The sequence below is a fragment of the Gloeotrichia echinulata CP02 genome, assembly GCA_038087035.1.
GTDB classification, from domain to species: Bacteria; Cyanobacteriota; Cyanobacteriia; order Cyanobacteriales; family Nostocaceae; genus Gloeotrichia; species Gloeotrichia echinulata.
Genome location: CP051187.1, coordinates 4,286,284 through 4,311,196 on the forward strand (window position 1 = coordinate 4,286,284; position 24,913 = coordinate 4,311,196).

Consider the following 24,913-nt stretch of genomic DNA (forward strand, 5'->3'; position numbering starts at 1 on the left):
CCCAGTCCCCAATCCCTGTCCTTTATGATAAAGTGACTAACTGTTTTTCTTTCGTTTCAATTGGTGCGGAAAGTGCTTCTTCTAAGTCAGCACAACCCAATTTCTCTTCTAAGATTTTCATGACTTCGCGTCCGAAGTCGTTGGGGTTTTGTCGCCAGGCTTGTAAGCAGACTTCGCCAAAGAATGAACCTAGGGGTTCGGGGTTCCATAATAATTTTTTGGCGGTCCAGGGCATTAAGCTCATGGGATTGTATCCTGGTTTGAGGATTCCTTCTTTGAAGGCATATTCTTCTAGATGAGTATGGGGTTGTAGTCCGATAAAGAAGATAGCGGGTTCAACTTTATCTGCGCCAAAAATGCGTTCGAGTTCGCGGTGATAGGCGATGGTTTGGCGTATGGTTTCGGGGCTTTCGTCTATGACGTTAAAGGAGTAGTTGACGGAAACTAAATCGTTGAAACCAGCTGCTTTTAAGTCGCGACAGTTTTGCAAAACTGTTCGCAGGTTGTAACCCATCCGCATTTTTCGTACTAGTTCTTGGGAACCACTGGTTATTCCGATTTCAAAATAGTTCATTCCAGTTTTCGCCATTAAGTCACACAATTGTGGTGTGAGGTTGTCGGCTCTGATGTATGCTGCCCAGTGGATATCTGTCATCCCGGAATCGACGATTTTTTGTAAGAGTTCGACCGCATCGTCGATAAATTTCCGGGCTGGGATGAATTGAGCATCGGTAAACCAAAAGTTACGAATGCCACGATTATATAATTGTCGCATCTCGGCAACGACTTCATCTGCTGGGTTGATCCGTACCTGTTTACCTTCGACTACGGTGTAAACGCAATAGCAACAATTGTGGGGACATCCGCGTTTGGTTTGGACACCGATGTAGAAGTCTTGACTTTGCAGGTAGTAGTTAAACTCCGGCCAGATGTTTTCGATATAGTCGTAGTTACAAGCGGTTTTTTCTAGTGCGGTGGGCTGTTCGTGAATTAACCGTTTCCTGGGTTGATTTTCTCCGACTACATAGCAGCGTTCATCACGAAATTCTTTACCACTTAGGAATTTTTCCAGCAGGGTTTCGCCTTCTCCTACTGAGATAATTGTCCCCTTGGGTAAGCTTTTGCCTAATTGTTCATAAAAGACGCTGACTGCACCACCACCAAGGACTACGCGGGCGTCTTTTTGATAATTCAAGGCGCGTTTTAAACCGCGTTTAATTAATCCCAGGTTACGCCAGAGTTCTGTATAGTACGCGATGAAGATGCGTAAACCTCCCAATCCTCCACGTAGTTTCAGTAGGGGATTCTTGGCGTAATAAAATTCAAAGGCGTTTTGCAGAGGATTTCCGCCACGACCACCGACTGGGGCATAAATTTGAATATCCCGCCAAGAAAATACTAGTAGTGTCGGTTTAAATTGGTCGATACATAGCTCTAGGGCGTGAGCATAATCTAAAGGTGGTACAGTGCCTAAATCAAAAATCCGCTGTTCGATAGAGGGAAACTGCTTGTGGACATGATCACTCAGGTATACAACCCCAATGGGAAAGATGGGGTTACAGGGAAGGCGAACGTAGAGAATTCGGTTTTCCATTATGCGTGGGTTAACTACCATCTTGCCGTTGTTCAGGGGAAAAGTTCAGAAAAATCCCGTTTTTGGGCGCGTGTTTGTTTTGCTTGCTTTTGTTTGTCTAATTCGATTGACTTTATCACCAATCTTTGATATGTCATAACCCCCTTTTGCTGACGTGGGAATAGCTAAAACCTCTTTGGACACCATATTTGTGGCATCCACAACATTTATTTATGAGGGCATTTTTCATATAGCTTTACCATAACATTGAGTTTATTCATAAAGCGATGATCTCAGCCTATTAGTCTGGGGATAGATGGCACAGGAGAATTGACTGTTAGCTTGGCTGACACGCAAGGGGATGATCGCTATGTGTTACGTGACATTAGCTACATAAAGCAATTTACAGCCTGTTTGGCTAGACAAAACTGTGGAAAACCCGCTTTTGTAATGTATAATTACGGAAAAACCATATATCTTTACACAATTTTATATTGGAGACATATCTTTAGATAGAAATCGTATAGATATGCTGCAGATGGTAGTCGCAGTTACAGCTTGTGGGGATCACCCAGTGCTAGCGTTGCTGGTGTAATGTAAAATTGTGGCGTAAAGCTCCTCAGCAGTTATGGCTCAAATATTAGATCCTCTACCACCTGAGCAATCGGGAAAGATTCTCTGCTGCTACATTAATGCCACGAGCAAAATCCAGGTAGCTCGCATCTGTGATATTCCCAATTGGTACTTTGAAAGAGTTGTATTTCCTGGACAACGGCTCGTATTTGAAGCCCCGCGCGAAGCTCACATGGAGATTCATACGGGGATGATGGCGAGTGCTATTTTGTCAGATACTATTCCGTGTGATCGCCTTGTAATTAACGAGCCTAGTACTTCTGAGTTTGATACCAATTCAGAAGCACTAGGCTCTATCAATACACCAATGGTGCAGTCAATTAAAACAAAAACTGAAGATACCACAAAACCTCTAACAGTAGCTGGTTTAGCATCCGTTGATTAAAAAAACAATTTTTCCCAACCTTAAGGGTTGCTAAATTCAGCAGCCCTTTTTGTTTATGTCATTTGTCATTGGTCATTTGTCATTTGTCATTTGTCATTTGTCATTTGTCATTGGTCATTTGTCATTACTCATTACTCATTACTCATTACTCATTACTCATTACTCATTACTCATTACTCATTACTCATTACTCATTACTCATTACTCATTACTCATTACTCATTACTCATTACTCATTACTCATTACTCATTACTCATTACTCATTACTCATTACTCATTACTCATTACTCATTACTCATTACTCATTACTCATTACTCATTACTCATTACTCATTACTCATTACTCATTACTCATTACTCATTACTCATTACTCATTACTCATTACTCATTACTCATTACTCATTACTCATTACTCATTACTCATTACTCATTACTCATTACTCATTACTCATTACTCTTTGTCATTTGTCATTTCCCCAATCCCCAATTAGGTTTACAATTAATGTATGAATTTGCCTACTTTTCTGTGGTTGTGGAAAATAGCCGCTTGGTCTATGGGGTTATCTCTGCTGGCATATTTGATGTTAGCGATCACCGGCTTTTGGATGTTTCGGGTGAGAACTTCGCAGTTTGCTCCTAGTTTCTCTCTGTTTCCTGAGGGAAATCATGGGGTGCGATCGCTCCACTATTTCATTGGTATCACTATGGTAAGTTTAGTGTTGCTACTACTGGCCATTGGGATTGTTGGTACTTTAGGTCACTTCGGCTCCTTGGGACATTCGTCACATTTGGTGGCTGGCTTGGCGGTTGTAGTATTAGTTTTAGTTTCTGCTTTGAGTGCTACACAAATTAGTTCCAGACGACCTTGGGCTAGAAGTTTACACATCGGTGTGAACATGATCCTGTTTGTGGGATTCGCTTGGGTGTCCCTGACTGGGTGGAGTGTGGTGCAAAAATATTTGCCATAACTTTGGTAGCACTTACGTAATATTAATTTAAGAAAAGAAGCGGTCAGATTGACCGTGTTAGCCTGTGGACTGGATAGTGCCGACACTTCCTAGTCGTTGCAGGAAGAAAAAGCGGACATTTGTTAGCATTTGTTAGCTTTTTTGGATCGGAACATATCACCGAAGCGCAACCAAAACGCAAATGGAGTGATTTGAAGGGTATGGCACCCTATCCGCTGTTAGGTGAGGATGCTCAGGAATGGGTTTCGCGGACTCGCCAGAAAGCAGATGAGCATCGAGAACGGTTGTTGCGAGCAGAAGAATGAGGATTAGCGATGCGTTAGCTGGAATTTCTCGCTTATTTCTGGATACAGCACCCGTAATTTATTTTGTAGAACGCAATCCGCTAAATCCACACGATATGATAGCAGCTGTAGGGGCACGGCATTGCCGTGCCCCTACGCGAAATATACATGTGTCAGCGTTTTAGTGGTATTGTATAAGACTTTGAAAACACGCCCTAGTCCGTAAGTCCTGCATTGAATCACGTTTTTGTATAATAACCATCCGCAAGAGTAAAAATACTCAATTTATTGGGCACACAAGGTGATATAATTTACGTGAAAATGGCGTTGATATTACCATGAACGATCAACTCTTGAGCGGACGTTATGAAATTGTCCAAGTATTGGGTAGAGGCGCTTTTGGGAAAACTTTTTTAGCAAAAGATAATCAGCGCCCTGGTCATCCCACCTGTGTGGTTAAGCAACTGAGTTACTCAAGTCAAGATACTCAAAGTTTGCAAATTGCTCGACGCTTATTTAAAAAAGAAGCAGAAATATTAGAAAAGTTAGGTCAACACGATAAGATTCCCACGCTGTTAGCAGAATTTGAAGAAAATGAAGAATTTTACTTGGTTCAACAATTTATTGATGGTAATCCTTTAAACCAGGAAATTTTACCAGGTCAACCGTGGAATGAAGACCAAGTGATTCGGCTGTTGACAGAAGTTTTAGAGATTTTAATATTTGTACATGGACAGGGTGTAGTTCACCGGGATATTAAACCTGCTAATTTAATGAGACGCTCCGCTGATGACAAGTTAGTTTTGATTGACTTTGGAGCGGTGAAAGAAATTGGTACTCAAACACCTCAAGGACAGTTAGCACCTAGTGTAGCTGTGGGTACTTTACAATATATGCCCATAGAACAATTGCAGGGACATCCACAATTTAATAGTGATATTTATGCTTTGGGAATGATTGCTATTCAAGCACTTTCTGGGTTACATACTGGTGAATTATCCAAACTACGAAATCCCAATAGTCCGAATAAAAATCAAGTTCTCTGGCGTAACCGAGTGCAGGTGAATGAGGCTTTAGCCGATGTGATTGATAAAATGGTGCATTCTGATTCTAATGAACGTTATCAGTCAGCCAGTGAAGTGCTGATTGCATTGGGGAAAGTTGGTACAGTATCCACGAACTCAGTCAGCGCAACAGAGCAATCTGGAGATTCTGGGTTCCTACCATCAATTATTAATATTCCACATACTATTGTCAATTCATATCAGAAGCCACGGTGGCCGATTTTGGCGGGGATAGGTGCGTTAATTGTATTAGGTGTAGGGGGTTTTGTTGCTTACAATTTTCTCAAGGACGAGCCACCAGCAGAAGCAGTAGCATTTTATCAAAAAGGGTTGGAAAAGGCTAAAAAAGGAGATAAGCAAGGAGCTATCTTAGATTTTAATCAAGCGATTGTGATTGACCGTGAATATCCTGAAGCTTTTTATGAACGAGCAAATGCTCGCTTTTACACTCAAGATTATCCGGGAACAATTGAAGATGCAAGCAAGGCGATTTCTTTAGATTCTGAATATGGGGAAGCATATAGCCGACGTTGTGCGGCTTACGCACTGAGTCGCGAATATGAAAAAGCGCAGCAGGATTGCACTCAGGGAATTAAATTCCTGAAAAAAGATAATCCAATTGCCTATGATTCCTATTACAATCGGGGATTTATCCGGCATAATTTAGGAGACAATGAGGGAGCGATCGCCGATTTGAATCAAGCGATTGCATTAGATCCTAGCAAAGCTGATGCTTATACCAATCTTGGGCTGGCTTATGCTAGTCTTAAAGACAACAAAAGAGCGCTAGAAGCGTTCAACCAAGCAATAAAACGCAGTTCCAAATCTCCTAGTGCTAAAGCCTATAGTAACCGGGGTTTGTTACGGTTAGAAATCAAAGACCAAAAAGGAGCGATCGGCGATTTTACTGCAGCTATCAAATTAGCACCTAAGAGTGGGTTAATTTACTATAATCGCGGACTAGCCTACCGAAATTTAAAGGATAAACCAAAAGCGATCGCCGATTTTGAGCAAGCGAAAACGCTATGTATTGAACAAGCTCTGACAGATTGCGCCACTAAAGCACAAAGCGAGATTACTAAACTGCAGCCATAGGGCTAGTATTTGATTTTTGTTGATTTTTGAATTGTAGGTAAATAGATCACGCGGTAGGGGCGCAAGGCCTTGCGGGGCGCAAAGCCTTGCGGGGCGCAAAGCCTTGCGCCCCTACGAATATCTGTGGTTATACCGTTTCACTTTAAGTATGATACAAATACGTTGGTAGGGGCACGGCATTGCCGTGCCCCTACTGGCTTCTATATGTATCAGAGTTTTGGTGAAATGGTATTATTGCGTGGAAATTGCTTTGATAGTTGCTAATCAAAAAAAAGGACACAAAATTTTGATTTTGTGCCCGTGCTGCTAATGATGATGTAATTAAACAAGATTAAGCGTTACCTTTAGGCCATTTTCCCAACCATTGACCACCCCGGAATCTAGCGCGAGGAAACAACAGGCGCATCAGCACCCAAGAAGCTATGTAAACAGCTACCCAAACGACACTGTAATGTAGTGCAAATAAATCTATGTGAAATTGGGTTGCGTCAATTGGTGGTAAGCCAATAAATGTAATGATGATTGCCAGGAATATTGCTTCAATAATGGCAGCAATAAACTGAAAAACACCAGGCCAATCGTGGTCCCACATGAATTTTTGGAGAAAGTCATAGAGGATATCCCACGCCAAGCCAAAAAGTCCAATGTAGAACAGGACAAAAAAATAAACTGGGCTTGGTTGATTACCAATTAAACCAAAGTAAAATGGTAAAGAGAAGATAGCGCCCACAGTTGCTAAAAGAAAAACACGTGTTTGCCAGCGTCCAAATAATGTTGGTGTCATTTCAATTTTTGATTTTTTGATTTTTGATTTTGGATTGTAGATTTTAGGATGAGAGGGATGAGGAAGAATAACTTTTTATCTCCCCCCAATCCCTAATCCCTAATCCCCAATTCGCAATCCCGATTAGGGATTTTGATTTGTCGCCCATTTAATCCATTGAATTAAGGAGCCAAGACCATCGAGATAGTGAATTTTGGCGGCTCTGGATCGTACTAAAGCATCTGCAGATCGTTGAGCGGCGTATTGGAGTCCTAAAAATGTATCGACTGGGGCGTAGGGACCACCGAGAGTCATAACTCCAGAAGCATACATGCGGGAGCGGTCATTCCGCATTTGCAGCATTTCAAAGTCGTTGGCGACATCTAAGCGCCCAAAGGGATTGAGTGGTAAATTGTAGTGGTTAATTAAATCCTTTAATAAGGGATTAGCGTCTGGTTTCGCCTCTAGTCCGGTAGAGTCGATAATAAAGTCCGCCTCAACTTTGATTTCCCCTTGGTTGGTGGTGATGTAAGTCAGTGGTTTACCATTGGTGGAACGTTCTACGCGCTGTACTTGACCAAAAGCGATGGTGTACCATCCCTCTTTGAGTCCGTCGTTAATCATCTTGCGCCAGTCACTGCGACTAGCGGTAGTAGTACCATCCCAAGCTTTGAGTAGCTTATATCGTTCTGTGGGGCTAGCGGCTTCTAACCGGGAGCGCATATCGCCACCCCAAGTCCCTTTAGGCCAGTTGTAGGGTTGGAATTCCCATTGATTTTCTGCATAACGCTGGGAAAACTCAAATTTATCCCCTTCTGGCTTGGGGCTTCGCATGAGATGGATAATGCTAACTTGGGGATTTTGTTGACGTACTTCGTAAAGTCGCTGGATCACACGGGAAGCGACAATTCCCCGTCCCCGCACTACAACTTTACCGCCGTTACGTATTAGGTGATTGTAGATATGTTCGTGCTGTTCGTAGGCGTTAACAACAGATTTAAAGTCTCCGGTGGTGGCGCGATAGGCTTGCAAATCTGGTAAGAAGCGAATGGCGGGATAACCCATAGCCAAGTGAACATAGCGTGCAATTAAGAAGCGATGTTCCCGACGTTGTTCGGTAGAACGGGAATAGGCGATCGCATAACGTCCATCTTCAGTTTGACGAATAGAACGAATCGCACCATAACGCCACATTCTATCCCAACTGATGCGTTCTGCTTCTCTGTCTAAAGAATCAAAAACATTCCCTAATTTAGGTGTATAAGTATCCGCCAAAGCTGGTTCAGCAAACACTTGCCAAAGTAATCCAATAGTGCGATTTAGTCTACCTCGCCGAAACGTTTCTCCCCATGCTTCCCGCAAAGCATATCCAGGCCAACCCCAAATATTATCTGGACAAGAATCAGAACCAGAACGGATTCTTTCATGGAGTGGAATTTGTGAATTACCTGTGAGAGTTTTGTAACGTGCATAAGGCTTTGATTCAATGCCCAACACAACAATTTGGTCTGGCTTTACACCATAAATTCTAATAGTATCTACCCAAACAAAACTACCCATACCCCCACCAAGAGCCGCATACTCTGTTTCTTCTACAGATAAGCCTGTGGCATGAAGTGCTTGTACAGATACTTTTTTATTTGACCAAATTCCTGGCGGGGGAAATTGATTTTCTTCAGGAACTGGAGTCGGAGTAACTTCAGTTTCTAGATTATCTGTTTCTGGATTGAAAATAATCGTTGTTTCTTGAGATTTGACAGCTTTATTCTCAATAGTTGTGTAGTCGAGAATTTTCGTCTCCAAATCAAAATTTTCGTTTGGTGATGCCATATTTTCTCCTCACTAATTTAAAATCACAAACCACACTCTTGTTCCTCTCTCTCTGCGCCTCTGCGTGCAATAAAAACCAATTAATTACTTTTGCGGCGCAATTACAGTACCGCCCGATTGCACTGCAGTGCCACAATGGGGACAAAATCCATTAGCATATTCAAATGGAACTTCATGACCATTAGGACATTTAATCATGAAACTTTTAGGTTCTGTTTGTAAAGGCTTTGGTGTTACTTTTGGTTTTGGTTGAGGAAGTAAAATCTCCTTAACTTTTATCTCAACTTTACCCAGCCAAATTACACTACCAGAATGGAGAGGAACAACTTGTTCAACAATATTTTTACCGTCTACAACCACGCGATTAGGCTTCGGACGGGTTTGAGTTATATTGCGGAGATTAAAAGTATTCAGATGAGGCAAATAAAAAATTTCTGCGTGTAAACGAGAAACAGTTTGTTCCTGATCATTCACTACTAAATCACACTGTTCCTCAGAACGTCCAAGCCGAATGATTCCGGGAAATATTGTTTTTGCCAATGACACAATTTGAGAACGGACACGACCATTTTCTACCCATTCCAGGGTTAAGCTGTACATGATTTTTACCTAGGGATTTAATTAATCAATAACCATATGAATCAGGTTTAATTTTTGAACATATTTAAATATCTGTAGACATTGCCCACGACATCGATATTTTGAGAGTAAATGCCCACCCTGCCAATACTTGATACGATTTAAACCTAATAGGACTTACGCAACTGTCATATTTTTTTCGCGGAGGTTGTCATCGCGCAGCGTGTCGCAGACAATAGTCAAAAGTCAAAAGTCAAAAAAACCAGAACTTTTGACACTTGACTTCCAAGAAAGAAGATATATGTGCCAGTTGCGTAAGTCATCCCTAATAATAATTAGGGCAATTATTTGTTATGATTCTATCTAATTTCCCTAATTAAAAAAGTATACTATTATATATCTATGTAGAGAGAAATATTGTTTATTCAAATGACAGCAATTTTCAGGCGATAACCACAGATATTCGTAGGGGCGCAAGGCCTTGCGCCCCCAATACTAAAACTTTGAGGGATGGTGGGGTTATCTGCTGGTTTGTTCCCCAATCCGTTACCAGGGGCTACCAATCAATGTAAAAGCTGCCCAGAAATTTGGTTCTTGGAATTTCAATGACGTTGTTGGTTCGGAATTTGGAACTATATTTTTATCTAGTGAAATCTTCCCAAGATTGGGAACAATTAACTGATTTCCCTCAATGCGAATATCACCTTTAATCATCGCCAGTTGTGCTTGTTGTAGGGCTTTGGCTTTAATTGGTGCAGTTTGTAACTGGCGATAAAATTCGATCATCAGCGCCGAACTTGCGTTATCGTTCACTTTCCACAAAGTACCTAAAGCTGATTTCACACCAGTTTGTACTGCTAAACCAGCGAAACCTAACTCTGCATTTGTATCACCCAAAGCTGTTCTACAAGCACTTAAAACTAATAACTCTACTGGTAGCTTATTCCATCCAAGCTGACGAATTTTATCGAAGAACAGCTTTTCATTATACACCTGGATGTAAGAATTATTTTGATCGCCTTCGTTTTGAGATGGAAAATCAGCGTGGGTTGCTAAGTGAATGATACCAAATTTAGTGCCTTGAGCTTGGAGATTATTCAAGGTAAACTTATCACCAAACAAAGGTTCAGGACTCGCCCAAATTTTGGCGATTTGCGAGGTTTCTAGACTGGTAGCAGGTAAATTACTTTGCTTTTGGTCTTTAGCAAATTCACTAGCGCCTGCTGCTAAAACTTGCAAATTTTTCACACCACGGTATTCTGTGTCGGTGTAGCTGAGACTGGGGAGAAGTCCCAAACTATATTTTTCGATGAGATATTTACCTTGGTCATCAACTAGAGCAGCGATGGGGAGCGATCGCAATTTTTCATCCATAATAAACATCAAGTGATCGACCTTAATGTTTTGTTTTTGTAACTCAGCTTCTAAGGGTGAAATTAGCAATTGATAAAGTTTTTGCTCTGGTTTTTCGCTACCACCAATAAATTGCGCTCCTTCAGCGACTGTTTTGGTAAATCTCTCTGTAAATTCGCTAACTTCAGCTTTGGTTGCGCCTTCTATTTGCTTGCGAATAGGTTGTCCATCAGCGGTGACGATGACTAAATCTAAAACATCACTATCTTGGGATTGAGGAGTTAAAATCCAAGAAGCAGAAACGTAGTTTTTAGGAGTAAATGCTGCATAAACAATTGCTGCATTAATACCTGTTTGTGCCCGAATTTGACGCAGGGTAGCCCGTGCTTTAAGCATCGTTTTGAGATTATTAGGCTTGTTGTCTGCTCCTAAATATCCGGTAAATTGCTGTGTAGCGCGTACTTCTAATTCTTCAGCTAATGTATCAGCTTCTAAGGTTTTAATTCTGTCACTCTGTGGTATTTCGATTATTGGTTTACTGTCAGAAACCTTTTTTTCTTCTTCATTTGGTGTATTTGTTGTTGGTGGTGCTGGTTCTGTGGGTGTGGGTGACGGTGTGGGTGTGGGTGGTTGCTGTCCAATGATGATTTTTACATTGCCTTGCGAGTTACTATTTTGGAAAAATTGCGTGGTAGATATGACATTGACATTCTGGATAGCATTAACTTTAGTAGTATCTGAATCGTTGAAAACTACCTGAACTTGAATTGAATTATTCCCAGAAACTAGCCCATTGAGTTCAGTATTAAAACTTAGTCCATTTCCAGAAGAATTACTAGTTAACTGATCTTTTGAAAGGGTCTGAGCTAAAGTTCCATTAACCAATATTTCAACCTTTTGTACATCGCTGGCATTTATCTTGGTGTCACCACCAGTCAAATTAGCAGTCAGAGATGAGGGGTCTAAAACTGGGGTAGCAGAGTTGTTTAGTTGGTTATCATCCAAACGATCCAGTTCTGTCAGGCTGGAGCCAGATCCCACACCAATAGATGTTATCTTCGCATTAATACCATTGGGGTCAGTGAGAGTAGTTGTCTGCGCTGGAGTGTTACCAAATCCTTGACCATCGGAAAGGAAGAAAACTAGATTATTTCTCCCTGTAGGCGCTTGGTTGAAAAAATCGATAGTTTTACTTAAAGCATTCCCAAAGTTTGTCCCACCTCCATCACGCAAGGAGCGCAGATAAGTTTCTACATCAGCATTTGCAGTTGTGAACGTTTTCAGAGTGGCAAAACTATCAAAAGGTATGACACCAACTGATGTGTTATTTGCCGCTCCAGAATTAATAATTGACTTGTTCAGCGCCAGAAAACCAGCAATTTCTGCATCTAAAATGGTATTAGCCAGACCATCTCCATTCACGTCACCAACATTTGAACTGGAACCAAAACCAAGGCTAGTACTACCAGAAACATCAATGACAAAAGCGACATTGTATTTTTGACCACTGGTAAACTGACCAGGATTAATAAACCCTGACAACACAATTCTGTCCTTAGAAGTTAAGGTTGGCGACTCTAAACTGAGAGTTGTTTGCTGACCTGTGCTGCGAATGGTAGCATTACCTGTCACAGTAAAAGGAAAGGCACTACTGTTAACTAAACTTCTGGAATCAATTATGAGAGAACCACCTACTCCTGAATCTATCACTCCAGTTTGAATTGCTCCACTGGCTAAATTTTGATTAGGTTTAAACTGGTTAGACAAAAAGACTGTACCATTAGCGCCAGAAGGTGCGTTTATCTTCACATCACCTACAGTAATACTGGCATTACTAGCACTATTAGCTAATGTGGGACTTACCCCGATAACTTTGTTTTGAGATAAGCCGCCTAAAGCAGTCCAATCAATACCGGCTCTAATATCTAAAGTAGGAGTAGCACTGCCATTAATTGTTAAAGAAGTATTATCTGATAAAGTGACAGTTGCCAAATTAGCAATGAATGAATCTGGGTTTGCAGGGTTTATTGTCTCTGCTGCTGTTCCTGCTCCTGTAATCTCTACATTGCCTAAGCTAACACTACCACCTGATAGGATATGTAGGGAAGCGCCACTGTAGTTTCCTAAACTCACATCTCCCTGACTAAAAATAATTGGGTCAAATAAACTGACAAAATTACCCGCACCACCGGCTAAATTTTTAATCGCAAATTGTCCACCACTATAAAAATGTGCATCGCCAGAAATATTCCCATCACTAACTAAAGTTAAATTTCCCCCACTAACAAAGGGTGTTTGTTGATGATTTAAAGCTAAAATATCAATGCTTTGATTACCCTGAATATCAAGATTTCCCCCCGCTTGCGCTAAAAAGGGATTCGCGACACTATCACGCACCTTGACAGTATTACCAGCCAATAAATTTAAATCGCCAGTTGTCACCAATTGACTTTCTGTCAAATTCAAATTATTAACCGCAGAAAGAGTAGCTGTTTGTGCTGTTACTCCCTTAACTACCACATCTCCAGTATCTGCTAAACTTCCACCTGCTAAAAGTTCGCGCAGGTAAGCAGGAGAAAAAGGCACAGAAATAGAAACAGGAACTTCTAAACTTAATAGATGTCCTTGTTGGCTGATGCGTAAAATATTCTGTCCAGGTACAGCAGCAACGGTGATATTTCCCCCCGGTGCTGATAGTTCTCCATTGCTGACAACGGTATTACTGAATAAATTTAAATTTTTGCCATTACCTACAGCCAAATTCCCCAGATTAACAATACTTCCTGGTTCTGTTGTGGTGAAAGCAAAAGCATTTGGGTTTCCGACTAAAGCAGCATAATTGTTATCACCAAAAGCATTAAACCAATTGTCACCAAAGCCAATACTGTTAGCCGTTGTAGCGGTGAAATCAGCGGGGACATTTAAACTTGCATTTGTACCAAATAAAATACCGGCGGGGTTCATCAAGAACAGATTAGAATTTCCCCCAGTAACTTGAATTAATCCGTTAATAATTGAAGGATCACCACCAACAACCCGCCCTAAAATATTTTGAATATTCGGGTTAGAAACAAAATTAGCAATTTGGTTAGAGTCCACACCAAATTTTTGGAAGCTGTGGAAGAGATTCGCGCCATCTCCCGAAAGAGTACCACCATTAATATTTAGTTGATTACCATCCGGTGTGACAACGGTATTTGTACCATCAGCTGCTGGCGTGATTGATTGAGCTTTTACAGGTGTACTCATTGCAAGAGCAATTATCTGAGCGATCGCACCTGTCAATAATAGTAAATTAATCTTTAGCATTACACATTTCCTAAAATTTATGATGTTATTAAGTCAATGCGGTTCAGTACTCCTAACTCCTTACTCATTACTCATTACTCATTACTCATTACTCATTACTCATTACTCATTACTCATTACTCCTAACTCCTAACTCATTACTCCTAACTCATTACTCATTACTCATTACTCATTACTCATTACTCATTACTCCTAACTCATTACTCCTAACTCATTACTCATTACTCATTACTCATTACTCATTACTCATTACTCATTACTCATTACTCCTAACTCATTACTCATTACTCATTACTCATTACTCATTACTCATTACTCATTACTCATTACTCATTACTCATTACTCATTACTCCTAACTCCTTACTCCTAACTCATTTCTCCACCTCAATATTTGTCGGTTCTACTATGTCAATATAAGGATTGATACAAATTTCAGAACCTCTAACACTACCAGATGCAATTCCTTCAGAAAACGGAGATCTATATGTAGGTTTTGGACTATCCGCTACATTATTTTGATTTATATCCAAGCGTTGTAAAAAACTCCGCAGAAGCCGACCAAATTTGCGTTTATTTCCAAATCCTCGTGTTCCGGGAGGACATTTGCAGTCATCCGCAGATTCATTACTATTATTTGCAGCTTCTTCCTGGGAACCGTTAACACTAACTATTTGTCCTGATACGTCAAATATAGGGGCGCCAATCATCCCCATATCATTTGCTTTTTCATCAAATACTGAGATGAACTGAAATACCCGTTTTCTATTTATTAAACTCTTCGCAAATCCAGATACATAGACACCAGCACATTTTGTGGGATTTGCGTTAGTGTTTGCAGTTTTATAATTCCGGTCACTGCGAAACCGTAGTTGCACTAAATCGGTATCCGGTATTTCTTCAATATCTCCATCTGGAGAAATCTGTATTTTTTGGCGTTTACCACTTTCGTCAAACACCGGAGTAATAATGTTATATTGCTGAGTTTTATTCTGAACTATTTGCTTGGCTGTCAGCACAACATAAATATTCTTTCCGCCTTTGGTCTCGCGATTAATAATTACTCCAGAACCCGCAACACCATTGCTAGCTTCAATTCTGACTACAGTTTCTCTAGCAATTTGAGCAATTTGGTTGGATGGTAAGGTTTCTAGCGCCAAAACTGGACTAGCTATAAATACTATTGCTGCACTAACTACAGAACTTGGTAATAAATACCGATTTAACATGATTTTTTTCTCCTTGATAAGTAATTCGACGCCATTAAACAAATCTTTTTTTGTTCGCATTCAGGGCTGTAGCTCCAATACTGCTCGGTTAAGCTCAAAAAACTTAAAATTCGTAGGTTTGGTTGAGGAACGAAACCCAACCTACGATTTTCCTTAACTCATTGCGTCTCGCAATGACAAGTATTTATCAAAACATGATATAAATCATCCCAAATAATGAATAGAGTTTCACCGTTAAATTATACATTTTCCTACATTATATATTTTGCATAAAATTAGATAAATCTCCTGATATATTAAGATTAGGCTGATATTATTTTTCTTTTTATAAAAAGCTTGTTGGTTTTTTAGTTAACAATAAATATAGAAAAAATCCGATAATATTTGTTACGTGAGAGTTTATGTTTTCTATCGCCAGATATTATTAACAATTTAAATTTAAGGGAGAAAATTGTATGCGCTTTAGTTTACAGTTTGCTTGGAGTTTACTGTTAGTTCCCAGCGCTTTGTTACTTGTGGGTACATCGCCCAGTTATGCGGAGTTGGTGAGTCAATCTGTGACATCGAAGCCAGAAAATCAAAATAATCCTTGTCAGCAACCCTTTGAGTTACCACAAGATTCTCCAGAGACCGATAACTCAGAAACATTACCTGCTCCAGATACTAAAGATATTCCCATTGAAGATATTAAGATAATCGGCAGCACAATTTTAACTGAAGCTGACTGGAATCAATATATTCAGCCATCAAAGACCCAAAAACTAGCAACTCAGAAAAGAATCAATGAAATTGCTAATGCTATCACCGATTTATATCTGAAGAAAGGCTATGTTTATTCCAGAGCAATTCCTCCAGACATAACAAAAATTCAGGATGGTATTGTCGAAATTAAAGTAATTGAAGGGAGTTTAAAACCAGAAGATATTTGTATTGAAGGCGCACAACGGATAAATCTTGAATATGTGCGATCGCGGATTGCTTTAGGTGCGGGTAAACCACTTTCAACCGCTAATTTAGAAGAACAATTAAGGTTACTACGCGCTGACCCTCTATTTGAAAATATCGAAGCTAGTTTACGCCTAGGAACTCAAGAAGGTCAACGGATTTTGCGAGTGCGAGTTACTGAGGCTCAACCAATTAATGTCGCCTTAAGTTTTGATAATTATTCGCCCCCTAGCGTCGGTTCCGAAAGATTAGGAGTTAGCGCTATTTATCGTAACCCAACAGGCGCCGGCGATGAACTAGCTGCTGCTTATTACCGCACCACAACCAACGGCTCAAATATTTATGATTTTAGCTATAAAGTGCCAATAAATGCCATGAATGGCACATTGCAATTACGAACTGCAATTAACAATAACCAAGTCACTCAATCGCCTTTTGACACTTTGAAAATTCGGGGAGAATCTCAACTATCAGAAATTACTTATCGTCAACCATTAGAACGGTCAACGCGAAAAGAATTTGCTTTATACTTAGGCTTTAGCGTCCAAAATGGTCAGACCTTTACCTTTGCAGGACCTACACCCTTTAGTATTGGACCAGATGACCAAGGTAACAGTCGCACCCGTGTAATTAAATTCGGACAAGATTTCATCCACCGAGATGAACAAGGCGCTTGGGCATTGCGATCGCAACTCAGTTTTGGTACTGGTTTATTCAATGCTACCATTAACCATGACCCCAAGCCCGATGGTCGCTTTTTTAGCTGGTTATGGCAAATACGACGAGAACAACTCTTGAGTGAAGACCATCGCTTAATCGCCCAAGCCGACTTGCAACTCACACCCCACAGTTTATTACCCGGACAGCAATTTGTCATTGGTGGAGGTCAGTCAGTGCGCGGTTATCGTCAAAACGTCCGCGCTGGTGACAACGGTTTCCGCTTGTCTTTAGAAGACCAGATTACCTTAAGCCGTGAAGAAGGTGGAAGACCAGTGTTACAATTAGCACCATTTTTTGATATGGGAGTCGCCTGGAACGTCAACAATAACCCCAATCGCTTGCAAAGACAGAACTTTTTAGCAGGTACGGGATTAGGAGTTTTGTTAAAACCACTACCAAATATTAATCTGCGCCTAGACTATAGTTTTCCCCTAATTCGTTTAGATGATAAAGGCGATAATCCCCAAGACGGTGGATTTTACTTTTCTCTCGGCTATCGATTGTAATTTGTAATTTGTCATTTGTCATTGGTCATTTGTCATTTGTCATTGGTCATTTGTCATTGGTCATTGGTCATTACTCATTACTCATTACTCCTTACTCATTACTCCTTACTCCTTACTCATAACTCATTACTCATAACTCATAACTCATATCGCGTTTATCGCCCTAGTGACGTACACCCTCCTGGGCACGGCAATGCCGTGCCCCTACACCGCGTGATACAATTTTGTACTTCATCGGAATGGGAAGTGCTATAACTCATAACTCATAACTCATAACTCATAACTCATAACTCATAACTCATAACTCATAACTCATAACTCATATCGCGTTTATCGCCCTAGTGACGTACACCCTCCTGGGCACGGCAATGCCGTGCCCCTACACCGCGTGATACAATTTTGTACTTCATCGGAATGGGAAGTGCTATAACTCATAACTCATAACTCATAACTCATAACTCATAACTCATAACTCATAACTCATAACTCATATCGCGTTTATCGCCCTAGTGACGTACACCCTCCTGGGCACGGCAATGCCGTGCCCCTACACCGCGTGATACAATTTTGTACTTCATCGGAATGGGAAGTGCTATAACTCATAACTCATAACTCATAACTCATAACTCATAACTCATAACTCATAACTCATTACTCATTACTCCTTACTCCTTACTCATTACTCCTTACTCATTACTCATTACTCATCCCCCCAATCCCCATTTGGTATCAAAGCCATTTTTTTAAGTAATTAAACTTGAAAAAAGGAAATATCTAAGTTTTAAAATTTACTTATAGTGGCGTTGATATTACGATGAACGGTCAAGTCTTGAGCGGACGGTATGAAATTGTCCAAGTATTGGGTGGAGGCGCTTTTGGGAAGACCTTTTTGGCGAAAGATATCCTGCGCCCTGGTCATCCAAGCTGTGTAGTTAAGCAACTGACTTACTCAAGTAAAAATCCTCAAGCTTTACAGACTGTCGGGCGCTTATTTAAAACAGAAGCAGAAATATTAGAAAGGTTAGGTCAACACGACCAAATACCCAGACTATTAGCAGAATTTGAGGAAAATCAGGAATTTTACTTGGTTCAACAATTTATTGATGGTTTTCCTTTAAACCAAGAAATTTTACCAGGTCAACCTTGGAGTGAAGACCAAGTTTTTACGTTATTAACAGAAGTTTTAGAAATTTTGGTATTTGTACATAGTCAAGGTGTAATTCATCGCGATATTAAACCTGGTAATTTAATGCGGCGTTCCTCTGACAATAAGCTAGTGCTAATTGACTTTGGCGCTGTAAAAGAAATTGGCAATCAAGCAGGTTCAAATTCGTCAAATATTACTATTGCTATCGGTACTCCCGGCTATATGCCGATAGAACAACTTCATGGTTTACCACAATTTAATAGTGATATTTATTCATTAGGAATGATTGCCATTCAAGCGCTTTTGGGTATACGAGATAATCAGTTATCAACTCTACGGACTAATAATAATCAAGCAGGGGAAATCCTCTGGCGTAACCAATTCAAAGTTAGCAATTCTTTGGCAAACGTGATTGATAAAATGGTGAAATTTGACCATCGTGAACGCTACAATTCAGCGACTGACGTACTGAATTATTTAAATAAAGTTAATGTAGGAGTGAAGGGTAAACCATTGAATAATCGATCTATTGTCGCTGGTGTAATCACGTTCATTATACTTGCTGGTGTTGGGTTGCTTATCTATAAACAGGTACATCCATCTGAGAATGTAGAACTTTATGAGCAAGGACTGTCTAAGTCTAAAAGTGGAAATAAGCAGGAAGCAATTAAGGATTTTACCAAAGCGATTGAAATTAATCCGCAGTATGCTGCAGCTTTTTACGAACGGGCAAATGCTCGCTTTTTTAGTGGAGATTATAAAGGAGCAGTTGAGGATGCGACTGCAGCAATTAATATTAATTCTAAATATGTTGAAGCTTACAGTCGTCGCTGTGGTGCTTATGTAAATCTAGCAGAATATCAGCAAGCTGATGGTGATTGCACTAAAGCACTGGAACTGAATCCCAAATATATCGATGCTTACGTCAATCGTGCCGCTGCCCGTGTTAATCTAGGGAAAAATCAGGAAGCTATTACTGATTTAACAATGGTGATTGAAGGCAATCCTAGCGATGCTCAAGCCTACCTAAATCGGGGCGTTGCCTACTATAGAATTCCAGATTACAAAAATGCGATCGCAGATTTTAACCAAGCAATAGGACACAATCCTCAATACGCCGAAGCATATAATGGTCGAGGTTTTACCCGCTTTCAACTAGGAGAAAAACAGGGAGCAATTGAAGATTTTACTAAAGCACTTGAGATCAAACCAGACTTTGCTGATGCTTATAAAAATCGCGCTATAGTCTACATTGACCAAGGAAATAAACAAGCAGCAATTGCCGATTTGCAGCAAGCGAAAAAGCTTTATTCTGGAAGAGGATTGATTGATGGTGTCAAAAATGCAGACGCCCTAATTCAACAAATCCAGTAGGGGCGCAAGGCCTTGCGCCCTTTTTGGCGTTTTTTGTCTCGCTCCCATGCTCTGCGTGGAAGCGAGATATAAGACAATACAGGGATGTTAGGCTCGAATGATATACACTGTAGGGAACATCCAAAATTTTTGCTTCTAATGACAATTTTATTCGTGCCGTGCCCCTACGACAAGGGCACGGCATCCAAAATTTTTGCTTCTAATGACAATTTTATTCGTGCCGTGCCCCTACGACAAGGGCACGGCATCCAAAATTTTTGCTTCTAATGACAATTTTATTCGTGCCGTGCCCCTACGACAAGGGCACGGCATCCAAAATTTTTGCTTCTAATGACAATTTTATTCGTGCCGTGCCCCTACGACAAGGGCACGGCATCCAAAATTTTTGCTTCTAATGACAATTTTATTCGTGCCGTGCCCCTACGACAATTTTCTACAATGCTATACAATTGAATTGCGAGTCGATGCAATTGAATTGCGAGTCGATACAATTGAATTGCGAGTCGATACAATTGAATTGCGAGTCGATACAATTCAATTGCAAGTCAATACAATTGAATTGTCGCCCACCCCATCGCTTACCAGGGGCTACCAATCATCGTGAACGCTGCCCAGTAAAATGGATGGGAGAGATCACCTGCGATATTCTGGCGCAAATATTGGGCTATTTCCGGTGTGAGTTTAATGCTACCGTTAGTACCAACAAATTCATTACCTTCAATTCGCACTTTGCCCTGTATCATGGCTATTTGAGCTTGTCGCAGGGCTTCGGCTTTAATTGGTGCTGTATTTAACTGTCGGTAAAACTCCGTCATTAGTCCCAAAGTTCCAGGATCGGAGACGTACCACAAACTAGCAACGGCTGATTTGACCCCAGTTTGTATAGCTAACCCAGCAAAACCTAACTCCGCTTCAGCATCGCCTAAAGCTGACTGACAAGCACTTAACACTAGTAATTCTACTGGTGGATTATTCCAGCCTAACTCGCGTATTTGATTGAGTCGCAGCTTTTGGTTATAAAGCTGGATGTATGATTCATTGCGCCCACCTTTTTCTAAACTGGGAAAGTCAGCGTGGGTAGCTAGGTGAACAATTCCGTATGGTGTTGTGGCTCGTTGTCCTTTAAGATTTTCTAGTTTAAAGCTTTGGTTGAGGAGATATTTTCCGCGCCACAGTTTTTGAGTGATAGCAGAAATTTCTACAGGTACAGCCCGTAAACTTGGTTGATTTTGGTCTGCGGTAAACATTTCTGCACCCAATCCTAAGACTTGGGTGTTTTTGACGCCAACGTATTTAGTATCAGTGAGACTGAGACTGGGAAGCAGTGCGACACTGTACTTTTCGACGAGAAACTGTTTACCATCATGGAGCGCTGCTATGGGGAGCGATCGCAATCCTTCATCCATGACAAACATTAAATTTTTGATTCCCTGTTTTTGCAATTCCTCTTCTTGCGGCGCAATTAGCCATTGATAAAGTTGCTGGGCGCTGGTTAAATAGCTGGTGTTATTAGTTTTTCCCAGTTGCTTGCTGGCGGTTGAATTAGCAGTGACAATTTTGTTAGGGTCAGCAATGTCACTTCTAAATTCTGTCAACGCTGCGAGAACTTTGGCTCTAGTTGCGCCGGGTATTTGTTTGCGAATGGGTTCACCTTCGGCGGTGACGATAACTAAATCGAGAACGTCACTATTTTGGGCTGCAAAGTTGGAATTAGTAGAGCCAGGTATGTAGTTTTCGGGAGTAAAGGAAGCATAAACAATTGCTGGTTTAATGCCTATTTGTGCTTGAATTTGACGCAGGGTAGCCCGTGCTTCTCCTGTAGTTTTGATTGGAGTTTGATTTGTCGGTTGTCCTACCAATACATTAAATTGCTGCGTCAATTTTTCTTCTTTTTCTTCAATAGCTGTGCTGGTTTGTATGGGTGGATTACTGCTAGTTGATGGTAATGCAATGGTGGTGGGTGTCGTTCCTGTCTGCTCTTTTTCTGATGTTGTTTCTTGATTGGGTGTATTTACTTGTGGTGGTTGTATTGCTGTTGGCGTGGGTGCTGGTGTTTGGCTATTTATTAGAATGTTGCCTTGAAAAGATGTAATAGGTGAAATGATGTTAGTTAAACTAGGAATAATTGCTCCTGCAGTGCCGTTGGTAGTGGCGTCGCCGACAACAAAAGAAGTAGCATTACCGCCATATTTGATAGCGATAGAACCGTTACCAGAACCACCAAAGGAAGCGATGCTGACGGCTGGGAAATTCTGTATGGTCGAATCATTAATTTTGTCAGTTACACGAAATAATCCACCAGTATTGATGTCTATATTACCCCCAGTGCCGCTGGTGCCTTTTGGAGCATAAGCAGCAGAAACTAGCACTCCGGTGGAAATATCATTTTTGGCATTTAAAGTAATTGCACCCCCATTACCAGCATTCCCATTTTCTGAGTATGCACCTGATGTTATATATCCTGTATCTGTGATGTTGTTGCTGTTGGTATATCCTCGATTTGTGATGCTCCCATTATTTGCAGTGATGGTGACTGCACCTCCATTACCAGCATTACCAGAATTGTCGGTTGTTGAGCTTCCAGAGTTGTTGGCTGATGAGGTTGAGTCTATATCTTCTATGGTGACGTTACCATTGGTAGAAGTAATGTTAACAGCACCCCCATTACCAGCATTACCCCCATTATTATTGTACAAGTATGAACCTGTATTTATATACCCTGCGTTGATATTCCCTTTGGCATTGAGGGTGATATTTCCACCATTACCACTGTTAACAGGAATTGCATTATTATAAGACCCAGCATATGAGGATGTCGATATGCTATTTGTAGTTATGCTGCCATTATTTGCCGTGATAGTGACTGCACCTGCATTACCAGCATTTCCATAATAGGCTGTTGAGTTTGAAGAATTGTAGTAGTAGTTATTTGAGTCTGAGCTTATATATCCTGTGGTGACGTTACCATTGCTGGAAGTAATGTTAATAGCACCGCCATTACGACTATTACTCTGATTAACATTATTAATGTATCCACCATATCCTCCATATGAAGATATAAACCCTGTGTTGATATTGCCGTAGGCATTGAGGGTGATATTGCCACCATTTTGTTGATTTTGCGAATTTGCATAATAACCACCAGTATATATCCCGTTAGTGCTAGTGAGGTTAATCTCACCGTTAGTGCTAGTGAGGTTAATATCTCCACCAAAAGTATTAATATATTGTGCGGTGATATTACCTGTAGCCTGGAGAATTACAGTGCCACCATTGCTGATTATTCCATTTGATGAGGTGTAGGTGTTGATACTCCCCACCTGAATGCTTCCCGTTGGTAACAAGGGACTGGCTGGTGTTGTAAAACTTGTTCCCTCCGCAGAACTAGGAAGACCAGTAGGAGAAACTGAAGCTAAACCAGCGCGTAAAATTAAAGCATTGCTAGTAGTTAAAGCTGTAAAATCCGGGTCAGAACTGGGAATACTCTCACTCGTATCTGGTGAATTAATCGTAATATTTCCAGCCTGAATACTCCCCGTTGCTTCAACTTTTAAAGCCGCACCTGTATAATTACCAAAGCTAACATCACCGTTAGCACGAATAATTGGGTCAAATAAACTGACAAAATTACCCGCACCACCGGCTAAATTTTTAATCGCAAATTGTCCCCCACTGGCAAAATGTGCATCGCCAGAAACATTACCATCACTAACTAAAGTTAAATTCCCCCCACTAATAAAGGGTGTTTGGGGATGATTTAAAGCTAAAATATCGATGCTTTGATTACCCTGAATATAAAGATTTCCCCCCGCTTGCGCTAAAAAGGGATTGACCACACTATCGCGCACCTTGACAGTATTACCAGCCAATAAATTTAAATCGCCAGTTGTTACCAATTGACTTTCTGACAAAGTTAAATTATTTGCTGCTGATAAAGTTGCTGTATTTGCTGTCACCCCTTTAGCGACGACATCGCCACTATTTACCGGAATGCTACCAGCAGTCAATTCTACCTGTCCGTTGCTGTTGATTGTTAAACCATTAGCATTGCTGACGCTTCCACCTGTTAACAGTTCAGGTAAACTGGCAACGGATATATTACCAGATGTATTCGCACCAGGAGTAATTTCTAAACTCAGAAGATTTCCCGGTTGGCTAATGCGTAACACATTTTCACCGGGGACTGCGGCGATAGTAATATTACCTCCTGGTGCAGATAATTCTCCCGTGCTGACGACGGTACCACCAACTAAAGTTAAATCTTTCCCGTTACCTACAGCTAAATTACCCAAATTAACGATGCTTCCTGGTTGCGCTGTGGTGAAATTAAAACCGCTGGGAGTTCCCACCAAAGCCGCGTAGTTGTTATCACCAAAAGCATTAAACCAATTTGAACCAAAGCCAATTCCATTAGCAGTAGTAGCGGTGAAATCACCAGGGACATTTAAACTAGCGTTAGCACCAAAGATAATACCAGATGGGTTGAGCAAAAACAGATTTGAGTTCCCACCCGTGACTTGAATTAGTCCATTAATAATAGATGCTTCGCCACCAACAACCCGTCCTAAAATATTTTGAATATTCGGGTTAGAGAGAAAATTAGCCGTTTGGTTCGAGTCAACACCAAACTTTTGAAAGCTGTGGAACAGATTAGCACCATTTCCCGAAAGAGTACCCCCACTAATATCAACGCTATTACCGTTAGGAGTGACAACAGTATTTGTGCCATCGGCTGCAGGGGTGATAGATTGAGCTTGCACCGGAGCAAATGCACTCATTCCCAGAACAAGTACTTGAGCAATTGTGCCCATCAACAATAGTAAGTTAATTTTGGGTGTGACAGATTTCATAAACTTCCTCAAACAATATAGTGGTAGAAATTTGTAGTAATTTGTAGGGTGCGTTACGCCGCAGGCTAACGCACCGCAAATCTTTAACTGATGCACTGCAAATCTTGGTGGTGTGTTACGCTGATGCACTGCAAATCTTGGTGGTGCGTTATGCCGTTGGCTAACGCACCCTACGGCTGCTACGGCTGCAAATCTTGGTGGTGCGTTACGCCGTTGGCTAACGCACCCTACGGCTCTATCGGTTCGTAGGGGCACAGCATTGCTGTGCCCTGTGCCTCGTGGACGGAGCTTTTAGCCTCGTGGACG

The 24,913-nt window shown here is 40.9% G+C and carries 15 protein-coding genes; 8 read left to right on the forward strand and 7 right to left on the reverse strand.

Features of this window, described 5'->3' with window-relative positions; all coding sequences use genetic code 11:
- Positions 1–22: 22 nt before the first annotated feature.
- Positions 23–1,615: a photosystem II high light acclimation radical SAM protein gene (locus HEQ19_18905; GenBank protein ID WYM01252.1), complete on the reverse strand. Its 1,593-nt coding sequence runs from the start codon at positions 1,613–1,615 to the stop codon at positions 23–25.
- A gap of 586 nt (positions 1,616–2,201) precedes the next feature.
- On the opposite strand from HEQ19_18905, the gene HEQ19_18910 reads away from it, so the two are divergent.
- The 5 genes from HEQ19_18910 to HEQ19_18935 all read left to right on the forward strand — a co-directional run bounded on the left by HEQ19_18910 (position 2,202) and on the right by HEQ19_18935 (position 6,004).
- Positions 2,202–2,591 (forward strand): DUF1830 domain-containing protein, encoded by a 390-nt coding sequence (locus HEQ19_18910; protein WYM01253.1) that lies wholly within the window; start codon positions 2,202–2,204, stop codon positions 2,589–2,591.
- A 55-nt stretch (positions 2,592–2,646) separates the two neighbouring features.
- Positions 2,647–3,084: a hypothetical protein gene (locus HEQ19_18915; protein WYM01254.1), complete on the forward strand. Its 438-nt coding sequence runs from the start codon at positions 2,647–2,649 to the stop codon at positions 3,082–3,084.
- Between the two features lie 15 nt (positions 3,085–3,099).
- Positions 3,100–3,561 carry a DUF4079 domain-containing protein gene (locus tag HEQ19_18920; GenBank protein WYM01255.1) on the forward strand — a complete coding sequence of 154 codons (462 nt, stop codon included), beginning with the start codon at positions 3,100–3,102 and terminating at the stop codon, positions 3,559–3,561.
- A gap of 119 nt (positions 3,562–3,680) precedes the next feature.
- Positions 3,681–3,866 (forward strand): hypothetical protein, encoded by a 186-nt coding sequence (locus HEQ19_18925; protein WYM01256.1) that lies wholly within the window; start codon positions 3,681–3,683, stop codon positions 3,864–3,866.
- 317 nt (positions 3,867–4,183) lie between these two features.
- Positions 4,184–6,004, forward strand: a complete 1,821-nt coding sequence (locus tag HEQ19_18935) for a serine/threonine-protein kinase (GenBank protein ID WYM01257.1) — start codon at positions 4,184–4,186, stop codon at positions 6,002–6,004.
- Positions 6,005–6,335: 331 nt separating this feature from the next.
- Here HEQ19_18935 and HEQ19_18940 read toward each other — a convergent pair whose 3' ends face one another.
- The 5 genes from HEQ19_18940 to HEQ19_18960 all read right to left on the reverse strand — a co-directional run bounded on the left by HEQ19_18940 (position 6,336) and on the right by HEQ19_18960 (position 15,065).
- Complete coding sequence (locus HEQ19_18940) at positions 6,336–6,788, reverse strand: hypothetical protein (protein ID WYM01258.1); 453 nt, start codon at positions 6,786–6,788, stop codon at positions 6,336–6,338.
- A 123-nt stretch (positions 6,789–6,911) separates the two neighbouring features.
- Positions 6,912–8,597, reverse strand: coding sequence for a hypothetical protein (locus HEQ19_18945; protein ID WYM01259.1), 1,686 nt, complete (start codon positions 8,595–8,597; stop codon positions 6,912–6,914).
- An 84-nt stretch (positions 8,598–8,681) separates the two neighbouring features.
- Positions 8,682–9,197 carry an FHA domain-containing protein gene (locus tag HEQ19_18950; GenBank protein ID WYM01260.1) on the reverse strand — a complete coding sequence of 172 codons (516 nt, stop codon included), beginning with the start codon at positions 9,195–9,197 and terminating at the stop codon, positions 8,682–8,684.
- 525 nt (positions 9,198–9,722) lie between these two features.
- A complete protein-coding gene (locus HEQ19_18955) occupies positions 9,723–13,838 on the reverse strand; it encodes a CHAT domain-containing protein (protein ID WYM01261.1) in 4,116 nt (1,371 codons plus the stop codon).
- Positions 13,839–14,210: 372 nt separating this feature from the next.
- Positions 14,211–15,065: a hypothetical protein gene (locus tag HEQ19_18960; protein WYM01262.2), complete on the reverse strand. Its 855-nt coding sequence runs from the start codon at positions 15,063–15,065 to the stop codon at positions 14,211–14,213.
- Positions 15,066–15,520: 455 nt separating this feature from the next.
- Here HEQ19_18960 and HEQ19_18965 point away from each other — a divergent pair, with 455 nt between their 5' ends.
- The 3 genes from HEQ19_18965 (at position 15,521) to HEQ19_18975 (ending at position 20,361) form a co-directional block, all read left to right on the forward strand.
- On the forward strand, positions 15,521–17,236 hold the full coding sequence (locus HEQ19_18965) for a ShlB/FhaC/HecB family hemolysin secretion/activation protein (GenBank protein WYM01263.1): 1,716 nt from the start codon (positions 15,521–15,523) through the stop codon (positions 17,234–17,236).
- An 814-nt stretch (positions 17,237–18,050) separates the two neighbouring features.
- Complete coding sequence (locus HEQ19_18970; protein ID WYM01264.1) at positions 18,051–19,757, forward strand: serine/threonine-protein kinase; 1,707 nt, start codon at positions 18,051–18,053, stop codon at positions 19,755–19,757.
- 394 nt (positions 19,758–20,151) lie between these two features.
- Positions 20,152–20,361, forward strand: a complete 210-nt coding sequence (locus tag HEQ19_18975; protein ID WYM01265.1) for a hypothetical protein — start codon at positions 20,152–20,154, stop codon at positions 20,359–20,361.
- Here the strand turns inward: HEQ19_18975 and HEQ19_18980 are convergent.
- The gene (locus tag HEQ19_18980) at positions 20,336–24,862 is read right to left on the reverse strand and encodes a CHAT domain-containing protein (GenBank protein ID WYM01266.1); all 4,527 of its coding nucleotides are present in this window, start codon (positions 24,860–24,862) and stop codon (positions 20,336–20,338) included. The genes HEQ19_18975 and HEQ19_18980 overlap by 26 nt on opposite strands.
- Positions 24,863–24,913: the final 51 nt, after the last annotated feature.

Coding starts and splice junctions, on each gene's coding strand:
- HEQ19_18905 (WYM01252.1), bottom strand. CDS start 1,615: ATGGTAGTTAACCCACGCATAATGGAAAACCGAATTCTCTACGTTCGC.
- HEQ19_18965 (WYM01263.1), top strand. CDS start 15,521: ATGCGCTTTAGTTTACAGTTTGCTTGGAGTTTACTGTTAGTTCCCAGC.
- HEQ19_18920 (WYM01255.1), top strand. CDS start 3,100: ATGAATTTGCCTACTTTTCTGTGGTTGTGGAAAATAGCCGCTTGGTCT.
- HEQ19_18935 (WYM01257.1), top strand. CDS start 4,184: ATGAACGATCAACTCTTGAGCGGACGTTATGAAATTGTCCAAGTATTG.
- HEQ19_18915 (WYM01254.1), top strand. CDS start 2,647: ATGTCATTTGTCATTGGTCATTTGTCATTTGTCATTTGTCATTTGTCA.
- HEQ19_18960 (WYM01262.2), bottom strand. CDS start 15,065: ATGTTAAATCGGTATTTATTACCAAGTTCTGTAGTTAGTGCAGCAATA.
- HEQ19_18970 (WYM01264.1), top strand. CDS start 18,051: ATGAACGGTCAAGTCTTGAGCGGACGGTATGAAATTGTCCAAGTATTG.
- HEQ19_18910 (WYM01253.1), top strand. CDS start 2,202: ATGGCTCAAATATTAGATCCTCTACCACCTGAGCAATCGGGAAAGATT.
- HEQ19_18955 (WYM01261.1), bottom strand. CDS start 13,838: ATGCTAAAGATTAATTTACTATTATTGACAGGTGCGATCGCTCAGATA.
- HEQ19_18945 (WYM01259.1), bottom strand. CDS start 8,597: ATGGCATCACCAAACGAAAATTTTGATTTGGAGACGAAAATTCTCGAC.
- HEQ19_18940 (WYM01258.1), bottom strand. CDS start 6,788: ATGACACCAACATTATTTGGACGCTGGCAAACACGTGTTTTTCTTTTA.
- HEQ19_18950 (WYM01260.1), bottom strand. CDS start 9,197: ATGTACAGCTTAACCCTGGAATGGGTAGAAAATGGTCGTGTCCGTTCT.
- HEQ19_18975 (WYM01265.1), top strand. CDS start 20,152: ATGACAATTTTATTCGTGCCGTGCCCCTACGACAATTTTCTACAATGC.